Raw genomic sequence first — 16,000 nt, 5'->3', positions numbered from 1 at the left:
TTTGAATTCTAATAGTACAATTCCCTACTTATTACCTAACGACCCAGAGAAATCATTGATATTACTTATCAACTTCTAGAAAAAAACGTTCTTTACTTTTTGAATGGGCTCCAATACGATCATAAAATTTGATTGCTTTTGTATTAAATTCCGGTGTTTGCCATTGAATTAGAGAACACCCTATATTTTTACTTTCCTGTTGAATTCTACGAATTAGTCGTTCACCTAGTCCAAGCCCTCGAGCAAAATCTTTAATAAACAGGCAATCCATGTAAACATATTCTTTAGCATCCCAGGTGGTATATTGTTTCATATAAGTTGCATACCCTATCAACTCTTTGTTACTTTCTACTACTAAACAGTATAACTTGGGAGCCTCTGTAAAAAGATCTAAAGCTAACCGGTTAAGTTGACCATCTAAATTATATGTCTCTTTTTCGTAGATCGCATGTAAATAGCATAATTCTATTATTTGTCGAACATCTTCAAATTCGGCAAAGCGTATATTGGCCGTTATTTTCATATATGTTATTTTAAAAATCTATAGGTGAATTTTATTAGAAAAATATTATTCACATCTTTAATATTTTCTTTTAAATCAGTGGTAAGATTATTATTGAAATTACCAAAATTAGAAGCGTCTTGACTCCAAACAAAATATAACTCAGAACCGGGAGTATACTCCCATCGCAATACCATATTGGATCGCCATTGTATAAATGAAAAATCTGGTTGAATAAAAGAATAATCTACTGTACCATCTATATTTTCATCAATTTGATAGCTATTGGATTCCAAATTTATTTGCTCATTAGAGAATAATGATATTCTATCGTTTAGTGTATTGGCTATTGGGTCATTTACATATTTGAACTCTTGATATCTTCCTTGAGATATGAACGGTTGTCCCCAATATTGCAAACTTAATGTGGGAGTAAGAATATAATCTAGGCGTAAAGGAATATTAAATGTTTGCTGTTCGATTTCCCCTAGAATATATCTTGATCGACCAACGAACGAATTTGCAGAAACATATTGAAGCTTATCTTTTACCCTAGTATAAGAAGGAGATAGTGAAATTGTTAAAGCATTTAATGGTTGATAGGTTATGCTTCCTCCCACAGAATAGCGAGAAAGTGCATTTTCTGTAGCTATCTGGTTCGAAAAATTAACTCCAAAACGTAGTTTTTTCCTATTATCTGAAGTAATACTGCCTCCAAGGGTATATTCTGGAGGCAATCGAAACCTCGGTCCACCTCTCAATAAGAAATTATTATAGTTCACTGGTTTTAGATCAGAAAACAAATTAATCCAGGTATTATCTTTTAAGTTAAGCCAAGCATTAATATTGAAAAGAAGTTCGTTAAAATTACCTCCAAAATCAAAAGCTGCAAATTGATTATAATTTACCCTCCAAGCTCTCATATTCTTAAGAGGTTTAGTGGTTCTATACCCCACCCAGCCATAATATCTCATGTCATCTGCACGAAGTTGGAAGCCCAAATCATTTAATTCTAACTCTGGAGAACGCCAGGTAACACCGGTTTGAAAAAGCCAGTTCCCGGCGCCCTTCCCCACCTGAATATTACCTCCGCTTCCCGTTAAAGTCGTAAGATTAGTAGCTACATCTAGATGATCTGCTCCTTCTCTTTGAAACAAATGGGTAATTGATTGTTGTGTTCGGGTGATAGCTTGAGCACTTCCGTTAACTTTACTAAACACAAAATTCCCTTTAAAATAGTAGGCTCTATTCTTCCAATTATGCGTAAAATCTAAGCCACCAGTATATGCCGATTCGTGCAAAAATTCAAGGTTATCACTTAGATTTCTATTTGTGGCAGTGAATATACCGCCTATGAATGTATTATTATCATTAAAATCTTTCTGTATTCTAGATACAAGATAATTTGTAAAAGGTTCAACAGTTTCTTCACGTTCTCCATTGGGTCCAACTATATCAGCCGTTTCTTTTTCGGTTACTGCTTCTAATATACCTATAGACCAACCATCTTGAGTTTTTCCACTAAACTTTGCTGCTCCTAAAATAGTAGTAATATTAGGTTGATCACTAAACTCATTTTCAGCTAACGAAGTTGCTCCTTGTGGGGAGCGACCAATTCGTCTAGAGTAAAACAGGTTATCAAATCCGAAAGTCCGTCCCCCGTTTACTGAGCTGGAAAATGTATAGTCAAAGATGTTTTTATTTTCAATGAAAAACGGGCGTCTTTCTTGAAAGAAAATTTGAAAACCATCTAATGCAATGGCAGAAGGATCAGCTTCTACTTGTCCAAAATCAGGATTAATTGTAAAATCAAGTGTTAAATCATTGGTTATCCCCCATTTGCCATCTAAACCAAGATTAAGTTTGGTTTCGCTTTTTTTCACCAGTGGATTTAAGGTACTTCGTCCTAATTCATTCTGAGATGCAACCAGATAAGGTTGTATCTCAAGTTGCTTTTGCGATTTGAGATTTGTAATTCCGTGCAATTCTCCAAAACTACTTACCCATCCTGGGGCATTACGCGGGGTACGTTGCCACACAGACCGTTCTTCTTTCCTAAAGAACCTTCTTGTCGATTGTATTCCCCAAATTTGTTTTTTCTCCTTCCCGAAACGAATTTGACTCAGAGGAATTCGTATTTCAGCAGTCCAACCCTGATCGTCAATGTTTGTTTTGGCGTACCAAATCGGATTCCATGTATTGTCCCAGTTTCCGCCATCATTACTTATGTATTCATCTCCTAGTACTCCAGAAACCGAAATCGTAAACGAGTATGCCGTTCTTAAATCCCCAAGACTGCCTATGTTAATTTCTACCCAATCTCCATCAAATCCATCACGTCTAGATAACCTACTCACTATTTTTTCAGGTTCATTATCATAACATCGAAATGCGACATATATATTTTTTTCATCATATAAGATTTTTAGCTTCGATTGGTATGAAGGCTCTGTATTTTCATCTGGACTCCATTCGACATAATTGCCACTCCACCTTACCAAATCCCAGGCCTCATCATTTATAATTCCATCGATTTTTGGTGGTACCATATCCTCTAAATATGTAGTGGTGTAAATGCGCTTCGAAATTGTATCCTGAGATATCGCATTTCCTGAAAACAGGCATATAAATCCCCATACAAAAAATAAGAAATTTTTCATAACTAATTAAATATCAAAAATTTAAATTGTTTTCCGTCCTTTAACCTTAAAGATTCAAGATGTTTTTGAAATTTTGATTACATCAACCGATTGTCAAAACATTCAACTCTTTTTCAGGCAAAAAACCGGTACTAGCTATATTTTTTTTGACCATATTTCAGCATATCAATGCACTGTTTCTATGCGTTTTGGTGTTTATTTAAAACATCATTTGAGTATCCTATAAAATCTGGCGTTTCGGCTTTTTTAAGTACGTTTTCAATCCAGGAAATTCTTTCATGGGCAAAAACTTCTAATTCCCACACACATAAAAGTGAATTCGTGTTATAAGGTGAATTGGTAATTACAGCGGGATTTTCAAAATTTGAAAAAAACACTTTGGTTTCTATCATTTCCCCTCCTGTCCACCAATTTAATAAGATCCAAATTCCTTCTCGAGCCTCATGCACTATCAAAAATGCATGTTTATAGATCGGGAGCCTAGAGTTTTCTAGTTGTTTTAACCAAGCTGGAAGATGGTGAATTACATTCTTATAAATATTACTCGATGTAAATTTGGTCTTATTGGTGATTTGGTAAATTTTGACTGCCCAATTTTCCACCATAAATAACTCATTAAAGAGTATTGACCTTGGCTTATATATTTCAAATTCTGCGTTTTTCATGGTTTTTATTTTTTACATTTAGACATCTACATTTTTAAAAGACAGATGTATCTTTCAGTTTAATAAGAGTATCTACCCCAAGATAAAAGAGTATTGACCCTTGTCATAAACTGATATATTCTGAAATCATAAATTCTGCTAATCCTAATATCAATTTAAATTTCTTGGGATAGAACTATATTTCTAATTGTAGATTTTAAAGGGTTCCTTGATTTGGTGCATCTGTTTTTATAAATATCTATCCACAATGATATCTTTATGCCAAATTTCATGTCCCGTAATTGTAAAAGCCGCTGCTCTCGCAGACATATGACCACCATTTGCAGTACCTATATTTTTTAAATCATTTGGAGTAAGGCTATTCAATAAGGAAATAGACCCGTCACGTACAATCTGAAACTCTCCTAAAAGATCATTCATTGTTTTTTGATTTGCCTTAGAAGGTTCTATGTAAATGTTTTGATCAAAACCTGCTAATTCTGTTTTATCATTACGTGCTATTCTGAAACATCTGTACATAAATATTCGTTCGGTATCAATAAGATGTTGTAGTATCTCTTTGCAACTCCACTTATTCTCAGCATAGCAATATTCATGTTTCTCTGGTGGAATATCTTTAAAAAAACTAGACATAGTTTCTTTACCGGCCTCAAAACTTTCTATTAGTGTATGATTGTCCCGAAGCTTATGAATGTATTGGCCATAATAGGGGTCAAACTCTCTTGGTTGTAAATCTTTAATTGTCATTTCCTAAAATTTTAATACTCAAAATTAAAGACTAAAACAATAATTAACCATTAATAAAATAACCATTTAGCCAAAAAAACCTATTTTTGTAATACAAAAATAATTTTTTACCTAACAAATGAAAATAGACGAAATTAATTGGACAATTTTAAGCATGTTACAAAAAAATGCTAGAATTCCTCTTAAGGATTTAGCAAAGGAAGTAGGGTTATCATCTCCTACAGTTGCAGAGCGCATACAAAAAATGGAAGATGCAGGTATTATAGAATCTTATCATACCAAAGTAAGTTTAGACAAATTAGGGTACCCATTAGGAGTATATATTACAATTAAAATACGGTTTGGCCAAACAGAAAGGTTTCAGGAATTTATAAAAACTGTTCCAGAAATAAGTGAATGTCATAAACTTACCGGGCGGGATTGTATGCTTATGCGAGGAGTAGTAAAAGATCCTAAACATTTGGAAGATCTAAATGCCAGACTAGCTGTTTATGGTGAATTAACTACTTCCCTCATTTTAAATTCTATTATTTCAGATAAAATTTATGATAAGCCGTTTTAGATGTAATCCAGATTCTGATCTCTTACTACTCCTTGTTAGTATCTTCGAAAAAAGAAAGGTTCAGAAGTATTCACTTTTTCTTTATTGATGACTTTTAAGAATTCGGCAAAGGCTTTAAAGTACTTACAGCAATTCTGTTCCAAAAGTTAATGACACCTATAGCCATTATAATTTGTGAAAAATACTGTTCATCAAATTTAGAAATCGCTTCTTGATAGGTATCTTCTGATAATCCTCCTTCATTAATATTGGTAATCTCTTCTGTCATTTGCAATACAATCCTTTCCTCTTGTGAGAATAGGTCTGTCTTCTCCCAGCTATTCAATAAAAAAATACGTTGAGGACTTTCTCCATCTTTAATTGCTTCTTTGGTATGCATATCAATACAAAATGCACATCGATTTATTTGTGAAGCTCTAATCTTAATTAAGTGTTTGTGAGTAGTACTTAATTTAGCTTTGGCAAGATAATTCTCTATAGCAAACAATCCTTCATACGCTGTGGGTTCTACTTGGTCAATTTGAATTCTTTCCATTTTTTTAAAGTTTTTTGATTCACCACAAAATTATGTGCAGGAAGAAAGAAAAAACTTAAACCAGTTTAAGAACGTTTTTTGGCTCTTATTTCACTAACATATTCTGGTGTAAGTCCCAGAAAAGAAGCTATTAAATATTGTGGTACACGTTGTGCAAATTCAGGAAAACTTTCTGTAAAATGATAATACACATCTTCTTTAGAATAATCGAATACATATTTCATTCGCACCAAAGAAGCCCCATAAGCAATTTCAAATATTTTTCTAAAATATCTTTCTAGTTCTGGGAATTCCTCCAGCATTTTTTTCTGATCATCACGTTTTATTTGAAGAATAGTTGTACGATCAACCGCCTGAATAGAAAAATCTGTAATATTACCCCTTTGGAAAGCCAGATGATCAGTAATCCACCAATTTTCAATAGCAAATTGCACTGTTCTCTGGGTTCCGTTTTTACCTATAAAAAACATATGAGCACATCCCTCTAATACAAAATAATTGAAATTACATTTGGAGCCGGCAGAAAGAATGATTTCTTTCTTTTTATAGGTTTGAATTGTAAAATACTGGAGTACCTTATCAAAATCACCTTTGGTCAAATTGGTAAATCGATTGATATGTTCAAAAAATGATATAGGCATTTATACTGCTTCTTATTTGTAGTGCTAAGATAAAAAACACAAGAACGAATGAACACCTTTTAACATTGGTTTCTTTTCTTATTTTTTTGTATCGCCTACATAAATCGAAAATGCCTTGCAAAATAAATTACAAGGCACTTCTTCATCATGAATTATAAAGAAATTACCTTATTCCCGAACAGGAATCATATTGGCAATGTCTACCGGAAAACTGTCATATTTATTGTATAGTTTAAGATATTTTTGAGGATCAATTGGAGATTCACTTAAGGTTTCATTTAACCCCCTAAAGAAGCCTTCCCTTTTTTGGGATGGATTAAACAGTAAAGTCACTTCTACTTCTTCATTGGTATCATTCTGAAAACCATGAGGAGTCATTCTGGGAGCATATACCACCGTTCCAGGCTCTGCTAACACCTTTTCGGCATTTGCTCCATAAAAAATGGTTAGTACACCTTTTTTAACTATAAAGGTTTCATCCATAAACCGATGGTAATGCAATTTGGCACCTATGGCATAGGGTTCAAGCTTAATTTCATAAACTCCCAATTGATCATTAGATATCTCACTGGTAACTTTAAAAGTAAATGAAATACCATTCATACTATATGCTTCCCCTTCTTCAGGAGTAATGACCTGTGCATTATCCTCCAGAGTATCATTGAAATAATCTATTTTCATTGTATTATATATTTAAATGTTTCCTGAATTTTTGTTTGAATTGAATCGAATCTTTTATCGTTTCCTTCGCTAGTAGATGTTCCTTCTAAAGAAAAAACGTTTCTAACCGAGATTCCTATAAATTGTAGTATCGCTTCTAAATAGGGTTTTTGAAAATCGAAAGGTTCTAGTACTGTGTTCTCATAAAAACCTCCTTTAACCAGTACTAAATGAGCAACTTTCTGTGCTAGCATTCCTACGATGGTTCCATTATCCTGGGTACTAAATGTTTTATTGGGTCTTACAACCTGATCAAAATAAGCTTTAAGACTAGAGGGAACGTTAAGATTATACAACGGACTGCTAATTAATATCTCATCTGCAGCATATAGCTCATTTATGAATTCATCAGAAATTAATAACGCTTCTTTTTGCTTTAGCGTTAAATTGTTTTCTGGTGTATAAAATGCTTCTATGGTATCATTAGAGATATGAGGCACTTCAAAAGCTGCTAAATCCCGATAGATTATTTTGCCATTTTCGTTGGCCAATTTCCAGTTCTTTTCAAAGACATCTGCTAGTTTTCTAGAATGTGAACCATCTTTTCTAGAACTACAATCAATTCTTAATAGTATCTTCATTTTTATCATATTTTATCTTCACTTATTAGACAAAACCAAGGATAAAAATGTGACCGATATTATCAAAAAATCAATTTAAAAAAACAAAAAATGGAATCTAAAAACATGTTATCTACGATACAACGTTTTTTAATTTGACAGGATCAATAACAGAATTAATGCTGTAAATTTTTCCCTCTTCATCAAAGGAAAATATCTGACAAGCCATAACTTTAGACTTGTTTAAATAAAGTAATGCTGGGTGATGATTTACTTCTATAAACTTAATACTCTGTTTCCTTTGAAACTTTTTATACACTTCTAACATAAGTAAAATACAATTTTTCACCCCTGTAGTTACATTGCTAATAACTTTAACTTTCTCTCCTCCATCTGCTACTACCTTAATATCTTCACAAAACAATTCTTCTAATTTTTCTGTATCTCCATTTCGTATAGCCTCAACATACTTTTTCAAGTATGCACTTGCTTCTTTATTAGATATTTTTGAGGTATCTCTAACCGTTGGATTAATTTTTGCTTTTGCTCTACTCAATAACTTTCTAGAGTTTTCACTAGTACTCGAAATGACTTGTGCAATTTCTTCATGAGAATAATGAAACGCCTCTTTTAAAACAAATACTGCTCTTTCTTTTACATTAAGTTGCTCCAACAAAACCAACAGAGAATATTTTACAATATCTTTCAAATGCGTTTCAATATCAGATTCTTCGGTGGCAATAGGTTCTGGTAATCGTTCCACATCGGAGGAAAATTTATTTTTTCGTTTTTTACTATTTATAGAGTGATTAACTACACTGGTGATCAAGTAGTTTTTTTGATTTACAATTTCTGTTGTAGATACATTCAGTGTAAAGTGCTTACTCAAAACGTCTTGGACTATATCTTTGGCTTCTTCTACCGATCCTATGATATTGTATGCATAAGGAAATAAAACAGAGCTAAAGTTTTGTATTTGTTCATTAATTTTTTCCATCTCCAACAACGATTAAAATTGAATTGCATTTTCTTGATCTTGTTACGGCTTATTATTTTTTTTGATTAACTGCTTTATACTCGCTAGCAGAGCTATTAAAACTAAAGGCACTATAACAGATGGTAACCAAACAAATGGGAAGTAGGTCACTCCAATATTAGGTTGTTCAAAAGCCATTTGCTGAAAAGGAGTTCGCGCACTTAAAATTGCGATGATCAATATATTTATAAGAAGTCCCAGACTAATAAAATTCCATAGCAACAACAACTTTCTTTTCATTGTGTTATTTCTGAAAACTATCACATAAATGAGTGGTGCAGTTATTCCTGATATAATATCCAGGTTTTTGCCTTCATATGTCATATCTATAGGAACCAGTGTAGCTACAAATAAAAAGTATAGCACAATCTCAACAGGTACTCTTACTGTATGCAATAAAGTCAACCATTTTATATCCAAAGCCTCAATAAAACTCCTTCCTCTTTTTGTAAAAAATAATACTGCTGTAACAAGAAAACCAGGTCCTAATAAAAATATAAATCTTGGCGGAATAGCTTCAAAATTACTGTAAAACCCAGTTAAGCCAATAACGGCTTGAATTGCCATCCATCCGAAGAGGAAATATAATACCTTATTATTTTTTCTGGTAGCCAACCAAAAAACTACAATAGTAATAATAGTAGTTAGAATAAATAAAACCTGAGTAAAGAATGATACGTTGTCCATAGTTTTTATAAATTGGTTTTAAGGTATATATAATACGACAAAATACCATCTCAAAATGTGACATTCTTACTGCATTTTTTTAAAAACTATTCTAAAACAGCATTCTTTGATTTTACTATTTATTGTTTTTGGTATACTCGAATATAATCTATAATTAAGTAAGCAGGATATTCTGAAGATATAGGAGCTACCGGGAGGTTCCCCCCTACAGATAGATTCATTATAAGAAAGAATTCATCATTAAATGGATATGGTTCACCGCTGGTATCTGATGGAGTTATAGAATGATAAGGGTTATCATTTACTAACCATGTTATTTTATCTTCTTCCCAGATAATAGAAAAAACATAATATATCTTATCAAAATTTTCTCCGGTAGCCTGATATTTCACAGAATTGAATCTATGGCTTCCCAAGTTTCTCCCATAATGCGCTGTACCAAATACCTTTGACTTATCTTCTCCTAAATACTCCATAATGTCGATTTCTCCACCTTTTGGCCACCATTCTGCAGGGTTTTGAACTTCGTAGTTCTTATTTAACAACCATAACGCTACCCAGGTACCAGTCGCAGATGGCATACTGGCTCGAATATCTATTCTCCCATATTTAAACTCAAACTTATTATCGGTATGAATTCTTGAGGATGAATATTCTTTACCAGAAATATTTTCATTTCTTGCTTCAATAATTAAATTACCTTCTTTAAAATATAGATTCTCATTTTTCTCTGTGTAATACTGAAGTTCGTTATTTCCCCAACCACATAAATTTGGGCAACCATCTTTGAGATGAAAATCCCATTTGTCGCTAGAAAGATTCTCACCATCAAACTCATCGCTCCAGATCAGGTTGTACCCGTCATAAGAACGAGGGGCATCATATCCAGAAGTTGGTAGTATAACAGATTGTTGAGGACATTCAGGACATTGATCTCCTCCACAATCTACTCCGGTTTCGTTTCCGTTTCTCAAGCCATCACTACAAGTTGGTAATGGAAGAGGTTCGCCTATAAGTATTGGTTCTTCGTCTTGTGGAGAAGAACATGCATAGAACATACTTAAAACTAATCCTATATAAATTAGCCTATTCATCTTTCGTTTTTTTATTGTAAACCATATCATTCCCTACATATTCAAACCAATCAAACAGGGCATAATTCTCAGTTTTATTCCTTAAAGAGGTTGTATACATTCCATAAATACATCCTACAAAACCGCCTGCAACTTTTGTACTTAAAAATCTTGCATCTACATTATCTATTAATGTTTTCCAAGGTTTATTTTGTTCTGCATATAAAAAATTATAAGTAGTATTATTTGCTCGAATTTTAAGCTTAATCGGGGTATTAGAAGAAAGGTATTGTGAAGCTAATTCTTCAAGGGATTTACCCGAAGATTTGAAAACTTGAATAACGGGTTTGTTATTCTTAATTGATGTACATAGGTAGTAATAGTGAGATTCATTCTGAAAAACTATTAATCCAGACTTTTCTGACTCTTGAGTAGCTTTAAATTCCATTTTAACACTTACACTACCTTTTGAATGTTGTTGCCTGTGACCAATAAAGCTTGGATTACCAGTACCTGAGCAACTTGGAACTCTGGTTTTCATTTTTAATTTGCCTTTATCAAGGCTATACCATTTTTCCTTGGGAGTACGCAAAAAGAGCCAATTGAAACCTAATACAGTATCTTCAAATTGGTCTCTAAAAATAAAATTATTACTATAGAATATATTGCCTTTTTCCAATTTTACATTACCCGGAGTAGGATACTTATATTTTACCTCTTTTGTACCTAAATCAAATCTCGGCCAACCATTCTCCCAGGTAACCGGTGCCATAAAAGTTTCTCTACCTGTATTGTAAAAATTACCCTCATATGGTCTACAGCCCAAAAAAACACCATACCATTCTCCATTTTTCGTTTCTATGATATCTGCATGCCCCGTCGAGGTTATAGGATGTTGTCTATTTGAATCTAGATCACGTTGAGTAAGTATAGGGTTTTCGTCATAGCTTTTATACGGCCCCCAAATATTTTTACTTCTAAATACAACTTCAGAATGTTCTTCGCTAGTACCTCCTTCAGCTGCTATAAGATAATAATACTCATTGCGATGATATATATGTGGTCCTTCTATCCAAACTGGTTTTTTCGAAATATCTGTTCCTCCATTTATTAATATTTTTTCTTCTCCAATTACATGCATTTTTTCTATGCCGAATTCATACATTTTTATGGTTCGATGCCCATCATATAAAGATTCATTATTAGGAGGACCGCTATTATATATGATATATGATTTTCCATTGGCATCAAAAAACATTGAGGGATCAATACCTTCAACTTCGGGAATCCAAATAGGGTTAGACCAAGGTCCTTCGGGATTAGTTGAAGTCACTACAAAATTATTTTTACCATCAACAATGGTGCATGTCACATAAAATAATCCTTGATGATAATGAATGGTTGGAGCAAAAATACCCCTAGAAACTCCTAGTCCTTCTAAATCTAACTGCTCAGGACGATCCAGTACATTTCCTATTTGTTTCCAATTCACCAAATCTTTGCTTCTAAAAACAGGGATACCAGGAAAATAAGCAAACGTTGAGTTTACCATGTAGTAATAACCATTTGCTTTACATATACTAGGATCAGGATAAAATCCAGCTAAAATCGGATTTGTGTATGTATGTTGTCCTTTAACAACAAAGCATACTACGATGAAGCATAGAAAAAACACCTTTTTAAACTTCATAGACTCATTAATTTAGTGCTTCTTTAAAAGCGTAATATGCGGGTTTAGGTTCCAGATTATCATCAAAAAGGCAAGGCCAATCATCTATATTAAAAAAACTACGTACCCAAGTATCACGATCTGTAAACCCCCAAAAAGTAATACCATATTGCTGATTTTTTGGCACAATTTCTTTGTACATTTTTACTAGGTTTTTATATTTCTCGGCTTGAGCTATTTTCATTTCTTCGGTTAACTCCTGGTATTTTTGTACTCCTCCATTTTTTGAATCATCATGTTTGTTGAAGATGATATCAACTTCAGATAGATGTATCTGCAATCCTGTTTCTACAGCTTTTTTAAGTGAATACTCAATAATCTCATCAGGAACATCTACCCTTATGTGCATCTGAAATCCAATTCCTGAAATAGGTACATTATCATTTTTTAGATCATTGACCATCTTAAGCATTGCATGCAGCTTTGCCGTATCTCTTTCTATATTAAAATCGTTATAAAAAAGTTTTGCAGCCGGATCTGCCTCATGAGCATATGAAAATGCCTTTGCGATATATTCTTTTCCCAGTACATCGTACCATAGTGTTTTTCGGTAATTACCACCTTTGGTGTCGAAAGCTTCATTTACTACATCCCATCCGTCTACCTTACCCTTATAGCGTGATACGTATTCGAAAATGTACGTTTTTAAAAAATTATCCAACCATAATGTATCTTTTCTCCCCTTTTTCTCCACCCAATCTGGTGTACCACTATGCCAAATAAGCGTATGTCCAAAAATTCTCTGTTCATTGGTATCTCCATAGGCTATAACCTTATCTACTTTTTCCCAGTTATACTCTTCTTCATTAGGTTTCACATTATACATTTTCATATCATTCTCTGCGGTAATGCTATTGAAATTATGAATTTGTAATTCTTTTAATTTGGCATCAGATTGTAGTTGATCTACCCTTACCGCCGTACCTATAGGAAAAGTGGTAAGTTCTTTTAAACCTTTATTTTCAACATTGAGATTCTCAAAAGAGAATAAAACAGATAGGATTACACATCCTAACAACGTATATAAAAAGTATTTTTTCATTTTGAAGTGGTGTAAAGAGATTATACTAAAGAAGTAATCTAGAGATAAAAAACCCTGTAAATCTTGATGTTTACAGGGTTAAAACTGATTTTCAAGAACACTAAATAGTTTTATTGTAACCCTTCTAAGAAACCTTGACGTGCTTCTTTAGGATTAAAACTTGCATCAAAAAGTAGAGGCCAATCGGGAACTCCCCAGAAATCTAACAACCATGATTCATCATCCTTTATACCCCAAATGGTAAGAGCAAACTTATTGGCTTGAGGTATAGCATCATAAATTTCTGCTACTTCCTTAAATTTATCACTTTGAGCGATCGCTCTTTGAGAACTTAATGCGCTTACATTAGTATCACCTTCTGGGTTGGCTCTAATGTCAAGTTCTGCAAAATGCATTAGTAAACCTCTTGATACGGTACCATCGACGACACTTTGTATTTGCTCTTTTGTTGGGCCATTATAGGAGATATGCATTTGTGCTCCAACTCCATCAATTAGTCCTTGAGCTTTGAGGTTATCTACAATAGCGAACATTGCAGCTTGTTTACCAGTGTCAAAAGTTAAATTGTAATCATTATAAAATAGTAACACATCGGGATCGGCATTTCTGGCAAACTGGTAACATTTTTCGATATAGTTATCACCCATTTTCTGCCTGAACACACTATTTCTCAACTCATTACTCCCATCTTCTATAGCTTCATTTACGACATCCCATGACCTTACTTTACCTTTATATCTGGTTAAAGTAGTAGTTATATAATCTTCTACCATAGCTTCAAACTCTGCATCGGTACCCGAAAAATTCTCTACCCAATCGGGTGTAGCATTATGCCATATTAGTGCATGACCGTGAATATTCATATCATTACTCAGACCGTAATTGACAATTTCGTCTGCCGGGCCAAAATCATAATTCCCTTGTGAAGGATACATGATATTCATTTTCATTTGATACTCTGCAGTAAGATTATTAAAATCTGCTCTCATGATTTCGTCGTATTTCCCAGAAAGTCTTCCTGCTTGTACAGCAGTACCAATAGCAAAACCGTTTGCCGCTCCTTTAAGGCTCGCTACATCGCCACCTGGATCACTTCCGCAGATATTATTTAGACAAATACCATTACTATCAACTTTAATAACCTCTTCTGCGATGGTAAATCCCGCTGAGTTTGTTACAATAAGACGTACTCTATATTCTCCTGCATTATCATATTCAACCATATCTAATCCTGGTTGATCTACTACAAATGCTTCTCCTTTCCCGAAATCCCATTCACTTTTATACTCTCCCTCTCCTTGGGTAGTATTTTCCAGAACTAATATATTGGGATTACTTTCAGAAATTGAATATTTGAATGCGGCCTGAACCTTGGTTACTGTATTTCCTCCTTCGTCTGGACCTCCTTCATCTGTGTCATCACTGCTACAAGCATAAAAAACGACAATCATGAATAAAGCCAGAAGTTTAGCAATTTTAATAGTTTTCATTTAAAAGAATTTAAATTAGTTATTCGGGGTTTGCATTAGTATTTAAATGGTTTGTCTTAATCTTTTACAACCTTAATATCATCTACATAAAATATACCTCCAGTGGTTCCCATATCTAAAGCGATGAGGGTGGTGTCTGAATTTGCTGTAAATGTCCAGGAATACTTCGTCCAATCTGCTGTTACGGTATAATCACCTGCATATTGATCTCCTCCAACTCCAGGATTTGTAGAAAAACGAACCACTACAGGATCTCCTTTCATCCACATTGAAACTGTATAGCTATCTCCATTTACGGTATCAAAAGCGTCGCTTACAAATTGTGTTTCCCAAGGGTTCCCATCTGCAGGGTTTTCTACTTTCAGTGCGCGTGATCCTCCTAAAACTTCAACTGTTTCTTCGGTAATTCTATCTTCTCCATTAAACTTTCCCCAGTTTGTAAAATCATTACCGGTTCCTTCTTCTAATCCACCATTAAGTAATTCGCTATTATTTGATGGTAAAGGAAGAGCACTCTCACCAGGCACCAATTCTACGGCATCTATAAAGAAATCTCCCGCTGTAGTTCCCATATCTAGTGCTAATAGCGTTGTTGCAGAATTTGCTGTAAATGTCCATGAATATTGAGTCCAATCACCTGTGACCGTATAATCACCGGCATATTGATCTCCACCAACTCCCGGATTTGTAGAGAAACGAACCACAACTGGATCTCCTTTTATCCATACAGAAGCTGTATATTTTTCTCCATCTGTAGTCGGTACTTCGTCTGCTACGAATTGAGTTTCCCAAGGGTTTCCATCTACAGGATTACTTATTTTGGCTGCTCTAAACCCTACTTGCACCTCGCTGGTTTCTTCGGTAATTCTATCTTCACCGTTAAATTTTCCCCAATTGGAAAAATCGTCCCCGCTACCTTCGGCGAAATACCCATTATGTAATAAATTTTCAGGATTCAATAAAAACCTAGTATCGTCTGGTAACGGCAAAGTCACCGTTATATCTTCAGTAGCAAATGCAGAACCATTTCTTCCCACAACGGTAAGCACAACGCGTCTAAAACCTTCTTCTTCAAATTTACGTTCTATTGGTCCATTAGCATCTGCAAATTTGGGCCCACCAATATCGAATTGCCAGAAGTTGTAAAAGTTTTCTTTTCCAGGGGTTGTATTTTCAAAAAAATACACGCTACTATCATCTGGAGATTGTTGTACCGTAAATGATGGTTCAATAATTTCTGTTACCGAGTCATCATCACTGCAAGACCATAACAGAACGCAAAAAAAAGACGCAAATAAAACTCTTAGTTTTTTCATCGTAATAGTATTAAAAATAGTTACTTATTAAATTT

16 protein-coding genes are annotated in these 16,000 nt (G+C 33.9%); 1 reads left to right on the top strand and 15 read right to left on the bottom strand.

Annotation, left to right across the window (positions count from 1 at the left end):
• Positions 1–61 precede the first annotated feature (61 nt).
• The 4 genes from M0D21_RS09390 to M0D21_RS09375 form a co-directional block, all read right to left on the bottom strand.
• Positions 62–523, bottom strand: coding sequence for a GNAT family N-acetyltransferase (locus M0D21_RS09390; protein WP_248328750.1), 462 nt, complete (start codon positions 521–523; stop codon positions 62–64).
• Between the two features lie 5 nt (positions 524–528).
• The gene (locus tag M0D21_RS09385; protein ID WP_248328748.1) at positions 529–3,162 is read right to left on the bottom strand and encodes a DUF5916 domain-containing protein; all 2,634 of its coding nucleotides are present in this window, start codon (positions 3,160–3,162) and stop codon (positions 529–531) included.
• Positions 3,163–3,341: 179 nt separating this feature from the next.
• Positions 3,342–3,827, bottom strand: coding sequence for a hypothetical protein (locus tag M0D21_RS09380; RefSeq protein ID WP_248328746.1), 486 nt, complete (start codon positions 3,825–3,827; stop codon positions 3,342–3,344).
• 228 nt (positions 3,828–4,055) lie between these two features.
• Complete coding sequence (locus tag M0D21_RS09375) at positions 4,056–4,574, bottom strand: DinB family protein (protein ID WP_248328744.1); 519 nt, start codon at positions 4,572–4,574, stop codon at positions 4,056–4,058.
• Positions 4,575–4,692: 118 nt separating this feature from the next.
• Between M0D21_RS09375 and M0D21_RS09370 the strand changes: the two genes are divergently transcribed.
• Positions 4,693–5,136 (top strand): Lrp/AsnC family transcriptional regulator, encoded by a 444-nt coding sequence (locus M0D21_RS09370; protein ID WP_248328742.1) that lies wholly within the window; start codon positions 4,693–4,695, stop codon positions 5,134–5,136.
• Between the two features lie 94 nt (positions 5,137–5,230).
• Here the strand turns inward: M0D21_RS09370 and M0D21_RS09365 are convergent, their stop codons facing one another.
• The 11 genes from M0D21_RS09365 to M0D21_RS09315 all read right to left on the bottom strand — a co-directional run bounded on the left by M0D21_RS09365 (position 5,231) and on the right by M0D21_RS09315 (position 15,965).
• Positions 5,231–5,671, bottom strand: a complete 441-nt coding sequence (locus M0D21_RS09365; protein WP_248328740.1) for a carboxymuconolactone decarboxylase family protein — start codon at positions 5,669–5,671, stop codon at positions 5,231–5,233.
• Between the two features lie 65 nt (positions 5,672–5,736).
• The gene (locus M0D21_RS09360; RefSeq protein ID WP_248328738.1) at positions 5,737–6,312 is read right to left on the bottom strand and encodes a Crp/Fnr family transcriptional regulator; all 576 of its coding nucleotides are present in this window, start codon (positions 6,310–6,312) and stop codon (positions 5,737–5,739) included.
• 168 nt (positions 6,313–6,480) lie between these two features.
• Positions 6,481–6,993 (bottom strand): cupin domain-containing protein, encoded by a 513-nt coding sequence (locus M0D21_RS09355; RefSeq protein ID WP_248328736.1) that lies wholly within the window; start codon positions 6,991–6,993, stop codon positions 6,481–6,483.
• Positions 6,990–7,613 (bottom strand): FMN-dependent NADH-azoreductase, encoded by a 624-nt coding sequence (locus tag M0D21_RS09350; protein ID WP_248328734.1) that lies wholly within the window; start codon positions 7,611–7,613, stop codon positions 6,990–6,992. The genes M0D21_RS09355 and M0D21_RS09350 overlap by 4 nt, the downstream gene beginning before the upstream one ends.
• Before the next feature lie 112 nt (positions 7,614–7,725).
• A complete protein-coding gene (locus M0D21_RS09345; RefSeq protein ID WP_248328732.1) occupies positions 7,726–8,589 on the bottom strand; it encodes a sigma-70 family RNA polymerase sigma factor in 864 nt (287 codons plus the stop codon).
• A gap of 42 nt (positions 8,590–8,631) precedes the next feature.
• A complete protein-coding gene (locus M0D21_RS09340) occupies positions 8,632–9,315 on the bottom strand; it encodes a hypothetical protein (RefSeq protein ID WP_248328730.1) in 684 nt (227 codons plus the stop codon).
• A 119-nt stretch (positions 9,316–9,434) separates the two neighbouring features.
• Positions 9,435–10,409, bottom strand: a complete 975-nt coding sequence (locus M0D21_RS09335) for a glycoside hydrolase family 16 protein (RefSeq protein ID WP_248328728.1) — start codon at positions 10,407–10,409, stop codon at positions 9,435–9,437.
• Positions 10,402–12,078, bottom strand: coding sequence for a glycoside hydrolase family 43 protein (locus tag M0D21_RS09330; RefSeq protein ID WP_248328726.1), 1,677 nt, complete (start codon positions 12,076–12,078; stop codon positions 10,402–10,404). The genes M0D21_RS09335 and M0D21_RS09330 overlap by 8 nt, the downstream gene beginning before the upstream one ends.
• A gap of 7 nt (positions 12,079–12,085) precedes the next feature.
• Complete coding sequence (locus M0D21_RS09325) at positions 12,086–13,159, bottom strand: endo-1,4-beta-xylanase (RefSeq protein ID WP_248328724.1); 1,074 nt, start codon at positions 13,157–13,159, stop codon at positions 12,086–12,088.
• Positions 13,160–13,269: 110 nt separating this feature from the next.
• Positions 13,270–14,649: an endo-1,4-beta-xylanase gene (locus tag M0D21_RS09320; protein ID WP_248328722.1), complete on the bottom strand. Its 1,380-nt coding sequence runs from the start codon at positions 14,647–14,649 to the stop codon at positions 13,270–13,272.
• Positions 14,650–14,705: 56 nt separating this feature from the next.
• Positions 14,706–15,965 carry a carbohydrate binding domain-containing protein gene (locus M0D21_RS09315; RefSeq protein ID WP_248328720.1) on the bottom strand — a complete coding sequence of 420 codons (1,260 nt, stop codon included), beginning with the start codon at positions 15,963–15,965 and terminating at the stop codon, positions 14,706–14,708.
• Between the last annotated feature and the right edge of the window lie 35 nt (positions 15,966–16,000).

Source organism: Aquimarina acroporae, from assembly GCF_023195925.1.
Taxonomy (GTDB): Bacteria; Bacteroidota; Bacteroidia; order Flavobacteriales; family Flavobacteriaceae; genus Aquimarina; species Aquimarina acroporae.
Note: the sequence above shows the minus strand (reverse complement) of the source record. Positions and strands in the feature narration are given on the sequence as shown.